The 20,521-nt window shown below is 41.0% G+C and carries 10 protein-coding genes, 3 tRNA genes and 2 pseudogenes; all 15 read left to right on the top strand.

Going from position 1 to position 20,521, the window contains the following annotated elements; genetic code table 11:
• Positions 1 to 126: 126 nt before the first annotated feature.
• The 15 genes and pseudogenes from LKD48_RS06940 (at position 127) to fliB (ending at position 20,521) form a co-directional block, all read left to right on the top strand.
• Positions 127 to 1,005 (top strand): AraC family transcriptional regulator, encoded by an 879-nt coding sequence (locus LKD48_RS06940; protein WP_308731575.1) that lies wholly within the window; start codon positions 127 to 129, stop codon positions 1,003 to 1,005.
• Positions 1,006 to 1,059: 54 nt separating this feature from the next.
• Positions 1,060 to 1,290: pseudogene (locus LKD48_RS06935) on the top strand (helix-turn-helix domain-containing protein); the annotation flags it as partial.
• A 60-nt stretch (positions 1,291 to 1,350) separates the two neighbouring features.
• Positions 1,351 to 1,962 (top strand): annotated as a pseudogene (gene fic / locus LKD48_RS06930) (protein adenylyltransferase Fic); the annotation flags it as partial.
• Positions 1,963 to 2,020: 58 nt separating this feature from the next.
• Complete coding sequence (locus tag LKD48_RS06925) at positions 2,021 to 3,301, top strand: hypothetical protein (RefSeq protein ID WP_308731574.1); 1,281 nt, start codon at positions 2,021 to 2,023, stop codon at positions 3,299 to 3,301.
• Between the two features lie 263 nt (positions 3,302 to 3,564).
• Positions 3,565 to 12,606, top strand: coding sequence for a VaFE repeat-containing surface-anchored protein (locus LKD48_RS06920; RefSeq protein WP_308731573.1), 9,042 nt, complete (start codon positions 3,565 to 3,567; stop codon positions 12,604 to 12,606).
• A gap of 89 nt (positions 12,607 to 12,695) precedes the next feature.
• Positions 12,696 to 13,589 (top strand): class B sortase, encoded by an 894-nt coding sequence (locus LKD48_RS06915; protein WP_066561930.1) that lies wholly within the window; start codon positions 12,696 to 12,698, stop codon positions 13,587 to 13,589.
• A gap of 232 nt (positions 13,590 to 13,821) precedes the next feature.
• Positions 13,822 to 13,894: transfer RNA gene (locus LKD48_RS06910), tRNA-Phe, on the top strand.
• A gap of 4 nt (positions 13,895 to 13,898) precedes the next feature.
• Positions 13,899 to 13,969: transfer RNA gene (locus LKD48_RS06905), tRNA-Gly, on the top strand.
• Between the two features lie 27 nt (positions 13,970 to 13,996).
• Positions 13,997 to 14,068, top strand: a tRNA-Gly gene (locus LKD48_RS06900).
• A 144-nt stretch (positions 14,069 to 14,212) separates the two neighbouring features.
• Entirely contained in the window at positions 14,213 to 15,187 is a 975-nt protein-coding gene (locus LKD48_RS06895; RefSeq protein WP_066561928.1) for a D-2-hydroxyacid dehydrogenase, read from the top strand.
• Positions 15,188 to 15,192: 5 nt separating this feature from the next.
• The gene (locus tag LKD48_RS06890; protein ID WP_308731572.1) at positions 15,193 to 17,034 is read left to right on the top strand and encodes an ABC-F family ATP-binding cassette domain-containing protein; all 1,842 of its coding nucleotides are present in this window, start codon (positions 15,193 to 15,195) and stop codon (positions 17,032 to 17,034) included.
• A gap of 25 nt (positions 17,035 to 17,059) precedes the next feature.
• The gene (locus LKD48_RS06885) at positions 17,060 to 17,311 is read left to right on the top strand and encodes a hypothetical protein (RefSeq protein WP_118612841.1); all 252 of its coding nucleotides are present in this window, start codon (positions 17,060 to 17,062) and stop codon (positions 17,309 to 17,311) included.
• Positions 17,312 to 17,465: 154 nt separating this feature from the next.
• Positions 17,466 to 18,491, top strand: a complete 1,026-nt coding sequence (locus tag LKD48_RS06880; protein ID WP_308731571.1) for a site-specific integrase — start codon at positions 17,466 to 17,468, stop codon at positions 18,489 to 18,491.
• 16 nt (positions 18,492 to 18,507) lie between these two features.
• Positions 18,508 to 19,116 carry a class I SAM-dependent methyltransferase gene (locus LKD48_RS06875; RefSeq protein ID WP_308731570.1) on the top strand — a complete coding sequence of 203 codons (609 nt, stop codon included), beginning with the start codon at positions 18,508 to 18,510 and terminating at the stop codon, positions 19,114 to 19,116.
• A gap of 202 nt (positions 19,117 to 19,318) precedes the next feature.
• Complete coding sequence (gene fliB, locus LKD48_RS06870; protein ID WP_308731569.1) at positions 19,319 to 20,521, top strand: flagellin lysine-N-methylase; 1,203 nt, start codon at positions 19,319 to 19,321, stop codon at positions 20,519 to 20,521.

Here is a 20,521-nt window from a genome sequence, read left to right as displayed (position 1 = left end):
TTTATTCGGTATTTTTTATAAAATAATCGCATATAAAATTGTGTTTCGCGAATATATTTGAAGATTGGGGAGTGCAAAGCACGTAGCAATCCGGTATCAAACATCATAGTATGAAAGGAATAATATATGGAAAGCGAGTTACAAAAAAAACAGCTGCTTTTGGCAGCAGATGAAATGCCATTGCTTAGGGAATGTGCTTTTTTTAAAAGTGAAGATGGTTTTGTGCATCCTAATCGTGTATTAGATTTTGATGTGCTTATTTACGTTGTGAGTGGATCAGTGCAGGTTGTTGAGGATGATCAGGAATATTGTATTTTGCCAGGAGAATTATTATTTCTTAAACATGGTTGTCATCATTATGGAACGAAGAGAAATCCACCTATGACAAGCTGGTACTATTTTCACTTTTATCTTCCGGAAATTACGGCACAGACAAGATTTGATCCTTTTGAAAGTTTTACATATGCCCGCAGTTTAAACAAGGAAAATCATAGCTTTTTTTATCAATTGCCAAAGAAGATGAAACTGGAATCTTATTCAAATATAGCTCAGATGCAGGAAATTTGTGATTTATTTGAAAAGCGAAATCCACTGGAAAGATTATTGCAAAACACAATGCTTTGCAGCCTTTTATTGAATCTGTACCATGATAGTGAATCAGACAGAAAAGTAGCCCTAAGCAGACAAAGAACAGATCAGATGATTGCGTATCTGCAAAAACATTGTGAAGAGAAATTTTCTTCAGTTGACATTGAGACATATATGGGATTGTCATATAAGCATTTGAATGATGTATTTAAGAAAGAAACAGGAATGACACTTCAGAAATATCATTGTCAAATGCGCATGGAACGAGCAGCGAGACTGCTGCAGCAGACAGACTTAACTGTCACGCAGATTAGCGAAAGACTAGGCTTCGATGAAGTATTTTATTTTAGTAATGTTTTTAAAAAACAGATGAAGCTTTCGCCTATGAGCTATAGAAAAAAATGTGTAAGAATTTAAAAAATGCCTTGACATGATGTATATTATAATATACAATAAAGTTAGGAGGAATTAATGATGAATGAGAACAATATTCAAATAGAACAGCAGTCAGGAATAGAGCAGCAGTCAGAAGCACAGGCAAAGCGATTACTGGCATATTACAGCTACTTGAGAAAAAGTCAAAAAATGACTCAATCAGAATTAGAGCGCATTACTGGATTGTCAAGAATCGCAATTAACCGCTGTGAAAATGGAAAATTGATGCCGACGATTCGCTCCATGAATAAACTATTGGCACCACTTGGATATCAGCTTGGCATTGTGTCGCTTGATGAATCAGACAGTGGGGATTATAATGAAGAAATAAATGAACGGCAGAACGAGAAAAACGAGTTGGAAATCACGTATTTCACTGAGCTGGCAAAAGAGGAAGAGAGGTTCAGTAAGAAAAAGGCGGCAGAGCTGTTCAAAAACAAACTATTGGATACACTAGAGCCTGGCAGCTACGGTGCACTGCAGACCATTCATAAACATCTTTTTAGTGATATTTATGAGTTTGCCGGTCAGACACGAACAGTGAATTTTGCAAAAGGGAATTTACGATTTGTACCTGCTATGTATTTGGATGCGGCACTTGAAAGCATCGAGAAGATGCCACAGTCCACATTTGATGAGATTGTAGAAAAATATGTGGAGATGAATATTGCACATCCTTTTCAGAAAGGAAATGGACGAAGCATTCGTATCTGGCTGGATCAAATATTAAAAAAAGAGCTTGGAAAGGTTATTGACTGGAGTTTAGTTGATAAAGAAGAGTATTTGACAGCGATGAAGGTAAGTCCAATTAAAGATGTGGAAATCAAAATGCTCCTAAAAGCTGCATTGACAGATAAGATTAATAACAAAAAAATATTTATGAAAGGTGTTGACCAAAGCTATAGCTATGATGGCTACAGCAGCTATAAAACAAAGGAGTTTGCCCCTAAAACCTGTACAAAAGCAAAAACAAAAATACAGGAAGTGAGGGAACAGGATGAAGAAATGGAGCAATAAAAAAGCAGAATGGCTGTTAGTAATGTTAGCTGTATCACTAACGGCATCTGCTTCATGGACGATTACGGCAGAAGAAAAAAGCGAAGCTATAGATCGATATATTATAGTTGAACTAGAGACTCTTACTGCGCCAAACGTTGATGCAGAAGAGATGGAATTATCATCAGAATCAGAGCAGTCAACAGAAGAAACAGTTGAAGTAGAGTCTGAGCCTGAAGTTGTGCTGTTTTCACTTCAGGATAGCCTGGATTCAGAAGAGTACAGTGTAACCGGGATCAGCGTAGATGAACCAATCATTGCCCAGCTTCTGGAACAAACAGCGGACTATCAGAACTATGATACTATTGCCTTGTATGATATTACTTCTTATCAGCAGACAACTGATGAGCCATATGACTTTAATCTCCAGATTCCAGAGGATGCGGATATTACACTGTATCAGACAGTGGATGGGCAGCTTCAGGAAAATACTCTGGATGTAATGTGTACAGAGGATGAGTATAATCGTCTGCCGTTAGTCAGTTACCAGTCCGAGACGAATCACTGGTTGGTATTTTATCTGGGAGCAAAACAGACTAACGAAGCCGTGTCCGATTCGGACACAGAGGATGCAGTCAGAGAAACAGAAAGTGCCAAAGTACCAGATACTAAGCCAGCGACACCGAGTATGGTTGCTCCGACAACAAGCACACCAACGACAAGCCCGAGTACGACAGCGCCAACCAAAGTACCTGAAACACAGCCGCAGACAACAGCACATACACATGCATGGGTTCCAGTGACATCTGTTGTCCATCATGATGCAACGTATAAGACTGTGTGGGTTCAGGACTTTGCAGCATGGGACGAGACAGTGATCATAAAAGCGGCATGGGATGAGCAGGTACTGGTTCAGGATGCGTATGATGAAAATGTGATGATTTCAGATGCGTATGATGAACCGGTTTATGCATGGGTTGGAATTTGCAATGAGTGTGGTCATAAGTTTTTAGATCCAAATGAAGATATTGATGTTCATATGGGTGCTGGCTGTTGGTCAAGCTGGCATGATGAATGGATGCAGGTTGGAACAACGCACCATGATGCTGTTTACCAAACAGTTCATCACGAGGCAACATATCAAACAGTTCATCACGAGGCAGAGACGACAATCGTCCATCATGATGCAACAGGTCACAACGAACAGGTAGTGGATCAGGCAGCATGGGATGAGACAGTAATTACTGGTTATACCTGCTCTGGCTGCGGAGCAGCAAAATGAAAGTAATATATCAAGATACCAGAGTCAAAAAGTAAGAAATCCGATGCAAGAGGATTTTTGATATTAATAAATAAATAACAATACATAAGAAAAAGCATCTGCATAACTTCTGAAAATAACAGGATTTATTGTTGGTGCTTTTTTCATGCTCTTTTTACATTGTGTTCAGTTTGGACATGCGAGAAAACACAGAATACTGTGTAAAGGTTGTGGCAGAGATGCCATGACCTTTTTTCGTGGAAGAAACAGAAAGGAAAACAGTTATGGATCGTCTAAGAGGACCGCCTGTTTTAAAGGCAGGCAATAAGCAACAAACAGATTCTGTCAGATTTTCTGACGGGATTTCCCATAAGAAAGGCATGACGATGAATTTAAAAAACAAAAAAGGAAAGAGATTGACTTCTACACTGATGGCAGTACTTATGAGCGTATCGACAACGCTGACACCAGTAAACACCATGGCATCAGAGCTTGAGACATCGTCCGTGGCAGTCGAAAGCACGCTTGAGGAAACAACTGCAGAGACACAGGTGCAGACCGTATCAGAGACGGCAGTAAGCAAGACGCAGGAACAGACCACATCAGAGACGGCAGCTAGTGAAGCACAGACGTCAGCATCAGAAATGCAGCCGGTGCCTGAAACGACAGAAGAAGTTTGTACAGAAGAAGTCCAGACCTCTGGAGAGGGTGCAGAAGAAACATCTGCAAATGAAACACGTGGACCGGATGACGAGGAAACAGCAGAGACTGCCCAGATCGAAACAGAAGTTGAGACCATGGCTGAGTCCGAGGCTGAGTCTACAAGTGAAATCGAAACTGAGGGCAGCACCGAGGTTGAGAAAGCTGATCCGTTTGCAGCATTAGATCCGTCTGCCGGATTTACTGAGGAAGCTCTTGCAGCAATTGATTTTTCCAGTAAGAGACTTTTGATAGCCGCAGACCCAGCCGTGATCATTGATCCAGAGCATGTTCTTTCAAGTTATGCAGGCGTTTACCTGATGCAGTATGAAACTGAGAGTCAGGCAAAGTATGCATATGCATACTACTACGGAAAGTCAGAATTTGTTGATGTTGATACCGTCATTTCCGTAGCATACGGAGATAACAGTGCGAATGCAGCAGCTCCTATGGCTGCCAACGAAAACCCAATTGCTGAACTGCATGAAGCAGTTGCCGGAAATCCGGTAAAGGCTGCAGGTGCAGTTGCCGTTATTGATACAGGTGTGAATGGCGTGGCAAATGTCACGGAGTCTGTTTCCATGATCGGTGACAACACAGCAGATGAAAACGGACACGGTACAAAAATGGCACAGCTGATTGCAGAGCAGAATCCGGATGTATCCATTCTTTCCATCAAGGCATTAGGTGCTGATGGAACGGGAGATGTGTCTGCCGTATATGCAGCAATCCAGTATGCGATAGACAAGAAGGTTTCCGTAATCAACCTGTCCATGTCAGCAGTAGGAACAGCCGAGAATGCAGCATTAACGTCAATAATTGATGCAGCTGTAGAGGCAGGCATCGCGGTTGTCGGCGCAGCCGGAAACAAGGGAATGGATGTACGTTTCTTTGTACCAGGAAATATCGAGAGTGCTTATATCATAGGCGCAGCCGATGAGAATGGTGCAAGAATTACATCTTCCAACTATGGTTCGACGGTTGACTTTAACGTAGTGGCAGACTCCACGTCAGAGGCAGCTGCGAAGTTTTCCGGTTATTATACATTAAACGGGGCAGTAGCGGATGAGAAGCTGGTATTCCCGACCGATTATGTGAAGGAAGAGAAGATTGACTACAATGGCCCAATCATTAAACATCAGATTTCTTTCTACAACTATCAGGGCAGCCGTGATGATCTTGTATGGATTAGTGAGAAACTAATGAAAACAGAGATTGATGACGAGTATATTACTGCGCGCATTGGTTTCGCGGAGGATGCACAGGCAGTAAGCGGGCTGGATATTTATGTCGATTTTATGAGTATCGACAGCGAGCATGCAATTACGGATGAGTGTACGGTTGATCTTACAAACATGATTGTAAAGATTCCGGCATCGTATAAGGATTCTAATCTTACGATTCGCTGGTACATGCCGAATGCATCTTATCAGTATTGTTATGATACGGATGAAAAATATATGATTTCCAACACACCTGAGAAATTTAAGGTGGCATATAACGCAGTTGGAGGGTTAACACTTAAGACTGCGCAGGATTATGTTAACGGAACGTATAAGCAGGGACGTACATTTACGCATACTGCGGATTCTATGAACCATTGTTATGTGAATTATTCTACTGATGGTATTAAAGTAGGTGATTACTATACCATTACAAGTGGATATATCGCTAGCGTGGAGGAGAAGCCAGGAATCTATACGACACGAGGTGAAATTGCTTCCATGTTTGGTCCGAATGCATTGAATAATATTACGGAGGCAGGATATGCTTCAACGCAGGCATTCCTGGTTCATTTTAATTCTGTTACACGGGATTATGACAGTGCAGATGTTTCCGGCTGGTTTAACACGGTTGGCGGTAAGTCGGAAATCGCACCGGGTATTATCCGTTCTGATATTGATAATATTCAATATACAAGAACTGATGGAACTACATATTATACAACCGAGGAAGTTTCTGCTTCTTTGGGATGGGTGTTTGGTACGTGTGCAAACAATGAGATTGGTGGTCAGTGCCCAACCTTTGAGCCGGGTGGAAAGATCATCTGTACAAGTAAGGATGCAGATGGCACAGCCTACTTCTTCTACTATTGTCGTTCGCTAAGAGCGCAGTGGGCAGGTGGTTCATTCTCTATAACTCCCGTATTTCCAAAGACGGGATACCTTAGAATCCACAAGACATCCTCGGATCCGGCACTGACGGATGGAAACAGCTGCTATAACTTTACCAATATCACTTACAAGATTTACAGTGACAGTTCCTGTACAACAGAAGTACAGACCCTGTATCTGGATCAGGATGGATATTCTCAGTCTGTTGAGCTGACAGAGGGAACCTATTACATTAAGGAAACGGATGCTGTAAATTCCGGTTATGCACTGGATACAAATGTTTATACGGTAACCGTAACGGCAGGAACTACTTTTGATGCTCCACAGACTTGGAGTACGAAGGATGCTCCGCTTAATGACCCGTTGGGTATTGTTATAAACAAGATCAATAGCGATGGAACTACGGCAGCTGACTTATCTGGAGCTGAGTATACGATTACTTATTATCCGAAGCAGTATACTAGTGTAGCAGAAATTGCAGCAGACACAGATCCAGAGGTAAAGCCAACTGTATGGGTAATTCAGACAAAAAAACATTCAGATGGAAGCTATTATGCTTCCTTAAGAGACGAGTGTATTGTTCCAAATAGTAATAGTGCAGGTGCAGTTTTTGGAAAAAACCATACTGGAACTTACGTTATTCCACTTGGAACCATCACTGTTGAAGAAACAAAAGCACCGGAAGGCTTTACAAAAGATGGAGCTATTGTAAGCAGTGCAAAAACTGGTGCAACGATTTCCGGGACTAATAACGTATATTTATTCCAGTTTGTTGACGAGAACTCGGCAGTATATTTAAAGAGTGGCAATGCTCTTTCAACTTCTCTGGATGATGAGACTGCCGTAACTTTAACATATGCAGAGCTCCAGATCAACGGTTCACCAAAGATGGAAAAGCATGACTTCGAGTTAAGCAAGAAGGCAACTATGGGCGGAACTAGCTTTGAGGGAATCTCTTTTGAGATTTACTGTCTGGATGATTCTGTTGCCATCGGAAATGACACTTACACAAAGGGACAGACAATTACTACAGTGACTTCTGATGAAGAAGGAAACATTGATGTAGGTATGCAGTTTCCTGTCGGTCACTATGCAGTGCGCGAAAAGGCGGCAAACAATTACTACACAATGACAACAGATCAGATCCATTACTTCGATGTAGTTGAATATCAGGGAGAAGCATTTATCCAGTATGAGTCTGATACAAATGCAGTCACCTTTATGGACCGCGTTGTACGTGGAGATCTGTCATTCGTAAAGAAAAATTCCGACACGGATGAAGCACTTGCTTATATCCCGTTCAGGATTACAAATAATACAACAGGCGAAACACATTACATCTTAACTGATGCGAATGGAAACTTCACTTCCGCAACTGGAAAGACCACAAATACCAATGCAAACGATGTAGTTCTTTCCCAGTATGGTGATAAGGATGTCATTCCACAGAGCGTTGTGGATTCACTGGCAAAGGATGCCGGACTTTGGTTTGGTATGGGAAGTGAAGGAACCATGACAGCTGCAAATGATTCTTACAGCTCATTTGTATATGGAACATACACCATCACCGAGTTAAAGACCGAAGCAACCAGAAGCATGAAGATGTATACCAGCACCTTCACAATCGACACTGACGGAAAAGTTCTTGATCTTGGAACAGTCAACAACGTTCCGATGAGAATTAAAACAACACTGGTTGACGTAAATGGAGAACATTTCACCGAAGCAACGAGTACAGTGACATTGACTGACCATGTAGCATACAAAAATCTGGATACGGACAAGACATATACGCTGACAGGAACCTTGTATGTGAAGGATGGAGATGCACTGACAGAAATGATGACAGAAACGGTTGACTTTCAGCCAACCGAAACAAGTGGCACACAGGATGTTACATTCACATTCGATGCATCTGAGCTTGTTGGAAAGTCAGTAGTTGCATTTGAGGAGCTTTCCGTAAATGGAGAGTTTTGTGCAGAACATAAGGATAAGGACGATGAAAACCAGACCGTTACATTCCCTGGTATTCAGACAACGGCACGCGATAATGTAACCGAGGATCATGTATCCAATGCAACAGATTCCATCACAATCGTGGATACGGTAGCTTATACAGGTCTTAAAAAAGGAGATACCTACACAGTTACTGGAACATTGATGGATGCAGAGACAGGTGAGGCTGCTCTTGATGATGACGGCAATGCAATTACCGCATCAAAGGAGTTTACGGCACTGTCTGCTGATGAAAACATTGATATCACCTTTACATTTGCAGGTGTTTCCTTAGCAGGAAAGACACTTGTTGCTTTTGAGCAGATTGATCATGACGGTAAAAAATATGCCGTTCATGCAGATATCAATGACAAGGGCCAGACCGTATATATTCCAAAGATCCGCACAAAGGCACTCGATGCCAATACCGGATTGAATCAGGTAAAAGCAGACAGCAATGTAACTGTTGTTGATACCGTAACCTATACACATCTGCTTCCTGGAAAAACATATGTAATGAAGGGTGTTTTAATGACATCCGCAGGAAATGCCCTGATGGTTAACGGAAAGACCATTACTGCAAGTACTGAGTTTGTTCCGACCACACCTGACGGAACAGTAGATGTTGCTTTCAATTTTGATGCTTCAGAAATTGGTGGCCGAAAGTTAGTAGTCTATGAATACCTTGAGCTGGACGGCAATACCGTTGCCTCTCATACAGATATTTCCGATACTGACCAGACCATATATGTTCCAAAGCTCAGAACAACCATCTTTGATTCTGAAAATGGAAGTCATAACAGCGCGGCAGACGAAGATATCACTCTGATCGATACCGTGCGTTACAATGGTGTTGAAATCGGACGCAGATACACAGTAGTCGGTACCCTTGTTGATAAGGAAACCGGCAATGCACTTCTTGATGATGCAGGAAATAAGATTACTGCGTCAAATGAGTTTGTCGCTGAAAAGATAAACGGAACAATTGACGTGACATTTAAGTTCTCAGGCGTATGTCTTGCAGGAAAGACAACGGTTGCTTTCGAGGATATGTATTCTGAGGGAAAGAAGGTGGCAGTCCATGCTGCTCTCAGAGATGAAGGACAAACCGAGTACTTCCCATTAGTACATACAACAGCAACATCCAACGACACAAAAGATCATGTTGTCGGTGCTAACGAGAAGGTTACAATCACCGATCAGGTAGCACTTAAGGCACTGAAGCTTGGCACAGAGTATACTTTAAGCGGAACTTTAATGAATGCAAAGACTGGAAAGCCGATCATGGTAAATGGAAATACAATTACCGCAAGAAGAACTTTCACAGCCGATGCACGTGAAATGACAATACCGTTAACCTACACCCTGAATGCATCAGAGCTTGCAGGAACTACAACAGTTGTATTTGAAACCCTTTATTCTGACGGAGCACTTCTGGCAGCACATGCTGACCTTGAGGATGCAGAGCAGACAGTATATATCCCAGAGATTCATACAACTGCAAAGGATCAGACAACAAAGATCAACCATACCGAGGCAAATAAGACAGCCACCATCATTGATACAGTTTCATATACAAATCTGCTTCCGGGCAGAGAGTATACTGTAAGCGGAACACTGATGGATAAGGAAACAGGAAAGGTTGTTCTGGCTGACGGCAAAGAGATTACGGCAAGCACCATATTCACTCCTGAAAAGTCCAAGGGAAGTGTTGATATAATCTTTACCTTTGATGCAAGTGTTGTAGCACCTAAGACAGTTGTTGCATTTGAAACCCTTACATATAAGAAGATCCAGATTGCCGTACATGCCGATATCACCGACAAGGATCAGACAGTTTACATTCCGAAGGTATATACCACTGCAATCGCAGATGATACAAAGGATCATGTAACAGAGGCAAAGAAGGATGTAACCATTGTTGATACTGTTTCCTATGAAGGACTTGAAGTTGACAGAGAGTACACCGTAAAGGGTGTTCTTATGAATAAGGCAACAGGAGAAAACATCACGGTAAATGGTGAGAAGGTAACTGCTTCTGCCACATTTACTCCAAAAGAAAAGAACGGAACCGTTGATGTAACATTTACATTTGACGGATCAGCATTAGAGGATACCATGATTGTTGTATTCGAAACTCTGTACACTGAAGGTAAGGAAGTCGGTATCCATGCAGAGATCGGGGATGAGGCACAGACGGTATACCTTCCAAAGATTCGTACCAATGCAAAGGATGGCATTACAAAAATTGATCACAGTGAGGCATTGCCAAAGGCTACGATTATTGATATAGTTATCTATTCTTCATTGCTTCCAGGCAAGGAATATACTGTCACTGGAACATTGATGAACAAGGCAACCGGCGAAGCTGTTCGGATTGATGGAAAGAAAGTAACTGCAAGCACCGTTTTCACTGCTGAAAAGGCAGAAGGAAACGTTGACATTGTATTTGAGTTTGATGCAAGTGCAATCGCAGAAACTACCGTAGTCGCATTTGAGTCTATGGAGTACAAGGGAATCGAAGTCGCTGTTCATGCGAACATTGAGGATGAGAACCAGACCGTTTATATCCCGGATGTCCATACCACAGCAACCGCAACTGACACTGAGGATCATGTAACTGGTGCAAACAAAGAGGTAACAATTACTGATGAAGTTGCACTGACAGGATTGAAGGTTGGTAACGAGTATACTGTTAAGGGTGTTCTGATGGACAAGACGACTGGAAAGGGGCTTCTTGTTGATGAAAAGCAGATCGTATCCGAGGAAACCTTTGTTGCTGATAAGGCAGACATGACAATCACATTAACCTACACACTGGATGCTTCTAAGCTTGCAGGTACAACAACCGTTGTATTCGAAACTCTTTACACGGAAGGCAAAGAGGTCGGAAGACATCACGATCTTACCGATGAGGGCCAGACGGTTTATATTCCAGAGATCCACACCACGGCAGCCGATCAGAAGACTGAGATTAACCATACGAAGTCCGAAGAGACTGCAACCATCATTGATACCGTACATTACAGTCATCTGTTACCCGGCAAGGAGTACACCGTTAAGGGAGTGTTTATGAACAAGGAGACAGGTGAAGAGGTACTTATCGACGATAAGCCGATCACTGCCGAGACTACATTTACACCTGAGAAGTCCGAGGGAAGCGTTGATGTTATCTTTACATTCGATTCTTCACTTGTTGCTCCAAAGACTGTAGTAGCATTCGAAACCTTAGAGTATAAGGGTATCGAGATCGCAGTTCATGCTGACATTGAGGACAAGGATCAGACAGTTTATGTTCCAAAAATCAAGACAACGGCAATCGGAGAGGATACTGAGGACCACATCGAAAAGGCGAAGGAAGATGCTGTTATCGTTGATACAGTAGAATACAAGGGCTTAGAGGTTGGCCGCGAGTATGTAATGACCGGAAAGCTTGTTGATAAGGTTAACGGAGAAGTAATCACAGATGCCGAGGGCAATGATATTATCGCATGTGAAACCTTTATCGCAGAAACCGAAGAGGGAAGCATCGACATTACCTTTACCTTTAATTCTTCCGCATTAGCAGGAAAGTCACTGGTTGCTTTCGAGACTCTGTATACAGAGGAAAAGGAAGTAGCGGTACATGCCGACATCACCGATGAGGGCCAGACCGTCCATATCCCGGAGATTCATACAACCGCAACAGATAAAGTAACCGGCGATCATGACGGTGTTGTTGCAAAGGAAACTACAGTACTGGATGAAGTATTCTACACGAACCTGATTCCTGGCAAGGAGTATACCGTAAGCGGCAAACTTATGTTTAAGGAAACAGGCGAGCCGTTAACAGTTGACGGAAAGGAAGTAACGGCAGAAAAGACCTTCGTTGCCGAAGAAGTAGACGGAAGCATCATTCTTGAGTTCACATTTGATTCTTCTGCACTGGCAGGAAAGAAGATCGTTGCTTTCGAGGATGTCATTTATGAGGGAATCTCCATTGGAACCCATGAAGATCTGACAGATGAGGACCAGACAATCTCTTATCCGGAGATTCACACAACAGCAGTAAATGGTACTGACGGTTCAAAGACCATGGTACTGGGAACAAATGTAATTTTAGTGGATACCGTAACATACAAGGGTCTGACGGCGGGAAAGACCTATGTGGTAAAGGGAACCATTATGGATAAGGCAAGCGGAGAGCCGATTGGTGTAACCGCAGAAACTACCTTTACAGCTGAGGCATCAGATGGAAGTGTAGAAGTAACTTTCACATTTGATACCACAAAGCTGCAGGGAAAGACACTGGTAGTCTTTGAGACACTGTATGACACACAGAGTAACCAAATCGTTGATCACAGTGATATTACAGATGAGGATCAGACGGTAAGCGTACCTGTACAGCCTGCGATTCCGCCAGTAGTAACAGGAGATGATTCAAGCCCGATGCTGTATGTACTGGGCCTGCTGGCAGCACTCGCAGCCGCAGTAGCAGTAGCAACGACACTGGTGAGAAGAAAGAGAAAACAGGCATAAAAGCCTGAAGGGATTCCCTTCGGGGAATCCTGAAAAAAATAATCCATGAGACAAGTTGAATCTGCTAGAAAGGAGCTTTGGATACATTTATGAAAAAGAAGAAAATCAGAATCAGCACCGTGTTGCTTCTTGTGCTTTTGTTTGTTTTGCTTTGCGTGGTAGCGTGTGCTGGATGGAAGCTTTATTGCTACTATGCAGCTTACTCAAAAGATCGTGACTTATATTCTGATCTTCGCGATGAGGTTATAAAATCGGAAGAAAAAGAAAACGAAGCAGAAGAAACAACAAAAGATTATTTGAAAACAACTGAGGAATATTTGGAGAATGGGGGAAAAAAGTATCGAAAAAAAAGAAAGCGCATTTCAAAAAGTGCTCCTATTTCTGTTGACTGGGATGAGTTAAAGGAAATCAATGAGGATATTATTGGCTGGGTATATTTTACAGGACTGCCGCAGATATCTTATCCTGTTTTGCAGGCTGATGACAATGAATATTATGTGCATCGAACTTACGACCTGTCAAGTGATATCTCGAAAGCAGGCTGCATTTTTATGGACTACCGTATGGCAGATGATTTTTCATCACCATACTCTATTATCTATGGTCATAATGTTCGTGATGGTTCGATGTTGTCAGATCTGGCCAGGCTTAAAGATCAAACCTTATACGATGAAGAACCATATTTCTGGATTCTGACTCCGGAAGGTAACTACCGTTATCAGATTTTCTCCATTTTCCAGTGCCATCGCGCAGCAGATGTTTTTCAGAGATCTTTTGACGGATGGGGAGAGGATTTTTTTAAATGGCAAAGTGAATTAAAGTTGCGAAACAGTATGCAGGGAGATGTAAAGCTGAGTGAGGATGGACACGTGATTGCGTTTTCTACCTGTGTTCCAAACAGTTTTGATCGTACAATAGTGTGTGGAACTTATGTTGGCGGTGATGACATCCCAGATCCACATCTGGATGAAGTGGCTGAATAATTAAAATAATCTCAAGCCACATTGCAAAATCGCCACTAAAGGGGCGAGGCTTCCTTTGGAAGGTATAAAAAACATATTACATGATGATAATTTCAAGAGTGCTGAATTTGAACTGCAACCATATATTGACAACTTAAGTAAAAAAAAGAAAAAATATACTTGACATTTTCTTGATTATATTGTAAAATACTCTTTGTTGGCATTTAGAAAGAAAACTTGATGCTTATGAAATGCCCAGATAGCTCAGTTGGTAGAGCAGAGGACTGAAAATCCTCGTGTCGCTGGTTCGATTCCAGCTTTGGGCATTGTGCGGGTGTAGTTCAATGGTAGAACACTAGCCTTCCAAGCTAGATACGTGGGTTCGATTCCCATCACCCGCTTTACAGAAGAGATTCTGTAGATTTTATGCGCGAGTGGCTCAGTGGTGGAGTATCGCCTTGCCAAGGCGAGGGTCGCGGGTTCGAATCCCGTCTCGCGCTTTATTTTTTTGAAAAAACATAATTAGAGAATAAGAACCTGTTAGTGTTGATGCACTAGCAGGTTCTTTTGTCAGAAAATAAGCGCTTGCCTGTCTGTGTGAAAGATGGTATACTGTCAACGAAAAAAAGAAAAAAGGTGAGAATATGAAAATTGTGGTATTAGACGGATATACAGAAAATCCTGGCGATTTAAGCTGGGATGGTTTTCGCCAGTTTGGAGAAGTAATTGTATACGACAGAACACCGAAAGAACTGATCTTATCTCGTATGGATGGGGCAGAGGTTGTCTTTACTAATAAGGTTGTCATCACAAGAAAGATCATTGAGGCAAGCCCGGCACTTCGTTTTATAGGTACATTGTCAACTGGCTATAATACAGTAGATTTAGAGGCAGCGGATGAGCGACAAATACCGGTCAGCAATATTCCTTCATATAGTACGCAGGCAGTTGCACAGCTTACAATGGCATTGTTGTTAGAGATATGTCATCATGTAGGGGCACATTCAGCTCAGGTTATGGCTGGAAAATGGAGCAGTTGTCCTGATTTTTGTTTTTGGAGTTATCCATCAATGGAGCTTGCTGGAAAGACAATGGGAATCATTGGATATGGAAATATTGGACAGGCAGTTGCACGTTTGGCAGTTGCGTTTGGTATGAATGTGATTGCATATGGTCATCATGGAATCAAAGAAGAACTTATGACAGAGCATGTACGTTCAGTAAGCCTTGAGGAATTATATAAGGAGTCAGATGTAATTAGCCTGCATTGTCCATTAACTAAGGAAAACATGGCAATGATTAGAAAAGACAGCATAGCAAAAATGAAGGATGGTGTAATTTTGCTAAATACAGCAAGAGGTCCGCTGATTTGTGAACAAGATTTAAAAGAAGCACTTGTTTCTGGCAAGGTTAGTTATGCGGCAATGGATGTTGTGGAAACTGAACCAATTCCAGAAGATAGTCCACTTTTAAGCGCACCGAATGTATTGATTACGCCACATATTGCATGGGCAGCAAAAGAAACAAGACAGCGATTGATGGATATAGCTGTTGAAAATTTAAGCGCTTATGTACATGGAAAACCGATTCATGTAGTTAATTTAAAGTCAAAAGGATAAAGAAAATGAATTTATTGTCTTTGGAACAAGCACAAAAAAGTTATGGAGAAAAAGTACTGCTAAAGCAGGCCAACTTTTATTTGAATGAAGGTGAGAAGGTTGGAATAATTGGAATTAACGGAACAGGAAAAACAACACTTCTTCGTATATTAGCAGGAACAGAAGTGCCAGATGAGGGAAGCCGTACAGTGGCTAATCATGTTGTACTTCGTTTCCTGGAACAAAATCCGCAGATGCCGGCAGATATGAGTGTGTTGGAGTATGTGCTGCAGGGAGAAAAGGAAGAAGATAGATGGATTCTTGAACCAGATGCCAAGACATTGCTGATGACTTTTGAGCTGAATGATTTTAATCAGCCATGTGGTCAGCTTTCAGGTGGTCAAAAAAAACGCGCTGCGCTTGCTAAGACGCTTCTTCGTCCAGCAGATATCTTAATTTTGGATGAGCCAACAAATCATCTTGATACAAAGATGGCTGATTGGCTGGAAGATTATCTCAGACGCTATCGCGGAGCCATGATTATGGTAACACATGATCGATATTTTCTTGATCAGGTAACAAATCGCATCACAGAATTAGATCATGCAAGTTTATATTCATACGAGACAAATTATTCGGGCTATCTGCAAAAAAAGGCAGAACGAGAGCAAAATGAAGATTCTGCAGCAGCAAAACGGAAGAATTTGTTACGAACTGAGCTGGAATGGTTAAATCGTGGTGCACGTGCGCGCTCTACAAAGCAGAAGGCTCATATTCAGCGAATTGAAAATTTACAGGAGCAGCGTGGACCAGTTAGAGATCGCACTGTGCAGCTGGACAGTGTTGCAAGCCGTCTTGGAAAGACAACGCTTGAAGTGGAAGGCCTGGCAGGTGGCTATCCGGGTCATGAGTGTTTTCATGATTTTTCCTATATTTTTCTAAAAGGAGACAGAATTGGAATTGTAGGACCAAATGGCTGCGGAAAAACTACACTTATGAAGATTTTAGCAGGAACAATTATGCCGCTTAGAGGTACAAGAACAGCAGGTGTGACGCTTAAGATTGGTTATTATACACAGGAGATTGCATCAGATCCGTCAGCAGGTGTTGCCTATATGGATCCGAATAAGAAAGTACTCGATTACATTCGTGATACCGCAGAATATGTTCGCACACCAGAGGGAAGCGTGTCTGCATCCGTTATGCTTGATAGATTTTTATTCCCGCCAGTCGTGCAGCAGCAGCTGATTAAAAGTCTTTCTGGAGGAGAAAAGAAGAGGCTCTATCTTCTTCGCGTCCTTATGGAAGAACCAAATTTTTTGATTTTGGATGAGCCGGCCAATGACCTTGATATTCGCACGATGGAAGTTCTTGAAGATTATCTTGACCGTTTTGAAGGAATTGTGGTAACTGTATCACATGATCGATACTTTTTGGATCGTTGTGTGCGCCGTATGTTTGCCTTTGAAGAAAATCACACATTGCGCCAGTATGAAGGCGGTTATAGTGATTATGCAGCTGTGAAACAAGCTGAGGAGGAAGAAAAACAAAGAGCAGAGCGCGAAAAGGAAAAGAAAAAACAGCAAAAGGCAGAAGAAGTAACGAAAAAACCGGTAAGAGAGCAGAAACTTCGCTTTAGTTACCTTGAACAGCGAGAATATAACACGATTGAAGAAGATATTCAAACGCTGGAGGAAACAATTGAACAGCTTGAAAAGGATATGGATGCGGCGGCGACTGATTTTGTGCGTCTGAGAGAGTTGTCAGAGAAAAAAGAACAAAGCGAAGCACTCCTTGAACAAAAAATGGAACGCTGGGTGTATTTAAGTGATTTGGCAGAGCGTATTGAGGCTCAAAAAAATAGTTAAAATAAATTAGAAAGGTAAGAGAATCATGAATACAAAGAGTTTTTTAATTAAGGATACTACAAAAGAAGAACGTATTGCACTGATAAAAGAGTGGATTCCAGATGATGATGGCTGTAGCGATAATTGTGGAATAAGCCTGTGGGATATGTATGATGCTTATATTAAGGGAGAAAAGGAAATTTCACAGATCAATATGGAATTTAGAGCAAGCTATTACACAGAAGGAGAGCTTGAAGAAAAGGCACCTGGATGTGGACAGGGATATACAAGACGATAAGTAATACAAAAAAGCTGATGCAGAACAATGAAAAGATTGTCTGTATCAGCTTTTTTTGTTGACAAATCATTGGAAATTTGATATAACAATAACATAAAAGTAGCATAACTTAATTAAAAGAAATTTACTACTAAGTCAATAAAGGAGGCAGCTTATGGAGGAGAGTCAGACATCATCTAAAAAAAGGCGAAGAAATTCTGCAGAAAAGCTGTTGGCAAAACAAAAAGACTATACGTTCAGCAGTGAAGATTTGTTGACGCTTGATCATTGGGAACAAACATTAAAAAACCAGAGAACACGGTCAACATATATTGGTGCAATTTTGTTAGTTTGTGATTATTACCGAAAACCGATTCATGAGATTACACCAGAAGAATGGGTTTTGTATGTAAATAGTGTAATGCCAGATCAAATTGTAAAGCGTGAGATTTCTGTTTCTACATCGCGAATACGTTATTATGCCATTATTGGCTTTCTGGATTTTTACAGTATAAATCATCCATCGTATGTAGAGACGTCAGATCAGTTTTTAAATCCAGCGCATGCACCAACACCAAAGGTGAACAAATATCCAACGGCTGTGCAGATGGCATCTATTTTGCAGGCAATGAAGAAGGCAGATATTCAGGTGTATGTTGCAGCGCTTCTCGCTTATGAATGTGCACTTGCACCGAGTGAGATTATTGAGCTTCAGACTAGCTCATTTATCAGAAATGGAGAGGATGGAACATGTATGCTGTCCGTTCCTGGTAAGGCAAAACGTTTGATAGTTATACGAGAAGACTTGATGGAAGAGATCGAGCACTTTTTTTCAATGGGCGGATATTATGGCGATGACTGGCTTTTACACAATAAATATGGTGGGCAGATGAGGGCGTCTGTTTTGCAAAGAGCATGCAGAAAGGCACAGCAGGAAGTAATTGATACAGGTATTATATTAGAACCATATTCACTGATTTCAATCCGAAGTGCGGCAATTCATCGTTTCTTGATGTCAGATGGTGCAAAGGGTACTAGTACGGCACAATATGCAGGAATCAGTGAGGCATATGCGCTTCAGATGCAAAGTGTCGGGTTGGCATCAGCTGTCCAGCTTCCGGGAACGAAGCGTGGCTACACTATTTCAGATCTGCTTGATTCCTCAAATGAAGAAAGTAGCAAAAAAACACAACAGAAATAAGAAAGGAATGCAGCGAATGGGACAAAGTGAAGAGCAGTTGGAGAGTCAATGGGACAAAATGTTGAAAATTAAAACTACAGGGCGTGATGACAGTCATGCAGATGCCTTTTGTTATCCATATGAGCCAACACCATATTGTGTATTAGAGCGATTGGCTAACAGTGGTTTGATTCAAAAAAAGCAGACAGTCTTGGATTATGGAACAGGAAAGGGAAGAGTGTGCTTTTTTCTTTCATATCAGACGCGTTGCCACAGTGTTGGTATTGAGTATGATGAGCGTATTTTTGCAGGAGCAGAACAAAACAGAGAAAATGCGGTTTCAGGTGCGCGTACACAATTTGTTCTTGCCAATGCAGAAAATTATAAAGTACCATCAGATGTGAGTTTTTGCTATTTCTTTAATCCATTTTCGGTAGAAATCCTAAAGAGAGTAGTAGCAAGGATTCTTGAATCTTATTATGAGAATCCAAGGCCGATTCAGCTTATGTTTTATTATCCGTCAGATGAATATGTGAGTTTTTTGATGACGCAAGATGAGTTGATGTTTTCTGATGAGATTGACTGCAGAGATTTGTTTGATGGAAATGATAGCAGAGAGAAGATTTTAGTGTTTGATGTGGGGTAAGTTGGAAAATAATTTGTGGTGGAGTATATAAAATACATAACATAAAAATAGCATAACTTAAATTAGATAAAATTTCCGCCCAAAACTTCCCTCTTAAAATACACACATTAACCCACCAAATCACCACTAAAAATTGCTATCTGTGAAATTACCGACTGTGGATTGAAACAATAAAAAAGAAAGAGAACTTAAAGAAAACTATATGACAATTAGAAAACCAGAATATTATGATGAATTTGTCTGCACTGCCAATAAATGTCCATTCACCTGCTGCCGTGAGTGGAAGATTGAAGTGGATGACGAGACAAATGAAAAATGGAAGAAATTACAAGCACCAGAGAATGTATATCCAGTTCGAAAGAATATGAGCCAATACACACAAAAAAAGGACAACATGCGCGTAATTGCATTAAATAAAAAACATATATGTCCTTTCTTAAATGAACAAAAGCTGTGCCGTCTGGTATGTACATTTGGCGATGACGTTTTATCAAAGACATGCCGTGTTTTTCCAAGAGAAATTCATAAGTTTTTAGATCAAGAAGAATTTTTCCTTATGCCGTCATGTCCAGCTGTTATTGACTTGATGAAAAAATATCCAGATTGTAAATATATTGAAATGGATACTGAAAACATAGAAGGAAAGAAGAATACTGAATTTAGTGAATTAAATTTTTTAAGAAATGTACGCAGCATATTTTCTGATTGGATGAGAAGAAAAGAATTTGATCCACAGGAAAATTTAAAACATATTTTCTTTGCTGCACTTGAGCTATGGCGTATTTTGCAGGAAAACAGTAATGAAGATTTCTTATTTTCAGATGATTTCAATGCTCAGATTAAAAAGAATCTTAAAGAGTATAAAACAAAAAAGCTTCAAAAAGAACTGGCGGATGCCATTTCGAAAATTCCTTCTGATCAGGAATCAGCCATTTTTGAACAAAATGAATTGTTTTTAGATTTGACAACTAATTATGAAAGAGAAGGCTTGTATAAGAGTGAGCTAAAGGATGTGCTTAACAAAGCAAGACTAATTGAGGAAGAAAACAGCACATTCCTTTTGGAACAGAAAAGAAAATTTAATGATCATTTTTCAAAATGGCAGGAATTATTTAGAAGCTTTCTGACAGCAGAAATTGAATCAGACTGTCTTCTTCCTGATGGAAACCTGCAGGATTTTATTGTTCATCTGGAATGGATTGCACTTGAATATACAGCGATCAAACAATTTCTTTTTCTGGATTGGATACAAAATGGTTCGTTGACATATGAAAAGATACGCGACACAATCACGTTAGTTTGTCGTATGACCGGATATGAGGAAGATGACATTTACGAGTACATGCAGGATTGTTTTGATGATGTTGTGTGGGAGTGGGGATATTTGGCATTTATTTTGACGTAA

Source organism: Anthropogastromicrobium aceti (genome assembly GCF_020687335.1).
Classification (GTDB): domain Bacteria; phylum Bacillota; class Clostridia; order Lachnospirales; family Lachnospiraceae; genus Anthropogastromicrobium; species Anthropogastromicrobium aceti.
Note: the sequence above shows the minus strand (reverse complement) of the source record. Positions and strands in the feature narration are given on the sequence as shown.

Coding starts and splice junctions, on each gene's coding strand:
- LKD48_RS06925 (WP_308731574.1), top strand. CDS start 2,021: ATGAAGAAATGGAGCAATAAAAAAGCAGAATGGCTGTTAGTAATGTTA.
- LKD48_RS06940 (WP_308731575.1), top strand. CDS start 127: ATGGAAAGCGAGTTACAAAAAAAACAGCTGCTTTTGGCAGCAGATGAA.
- LKD48_RS06885 (WP_118612841.1), top strand. CDS start 17,060: ATGAATACAAAGAGTTTTTTAATTAAGGATACTACAAAAGAAGAACGT.
- LKD48_RS06895 (WP_066561928.1), top strand. CDS start 14,213: ATGAAAATTGTGGTATTAGACGGATATACAGAAAATCCTGGCGATTTA.
- LKD48_RS06920 (WP_308731573.1), top strand. CDS start 3,565: ATGGATCGTCTAAGAGGACCGCCTGTTTTAAAGGCAGGCAATAAGCAA.
- LKD48_RS06880 (WP_308731571.1), top strand. CDS start 17,466: ATGGAGGAGAGTCAGACATCATCTAAAAAAAGGCGAAGAAATTCTGCA.
- LKD48_RS06875 (WP_308731570.1), top strand. CDS start 18,508: ATGGGACAAAGTGAAGAGCAGTTGGAGAGTCAATGGGACAAAATGTTG.
- LKD48_RS06890 (WP_308731572.1), top strand. CDS start 15,193: ATGAATTTATTGTCTTTGGAACAAGCACAAAAAAGTTATGGAGAAAAA.
- fliB (WP_308731569.1), top strand. CDS start 19,319: ATGACAATTAGAAAACCAGAATATTATGATGAATTTGTCTGCACTGCC.
- LKD48_RS06915 (WP_066561930.1), top strand. CDS start 12,696: ATGAAAAAGAAGAAAATCAGAATCAGCACCGTGTTGCTTCTTGTGCTT.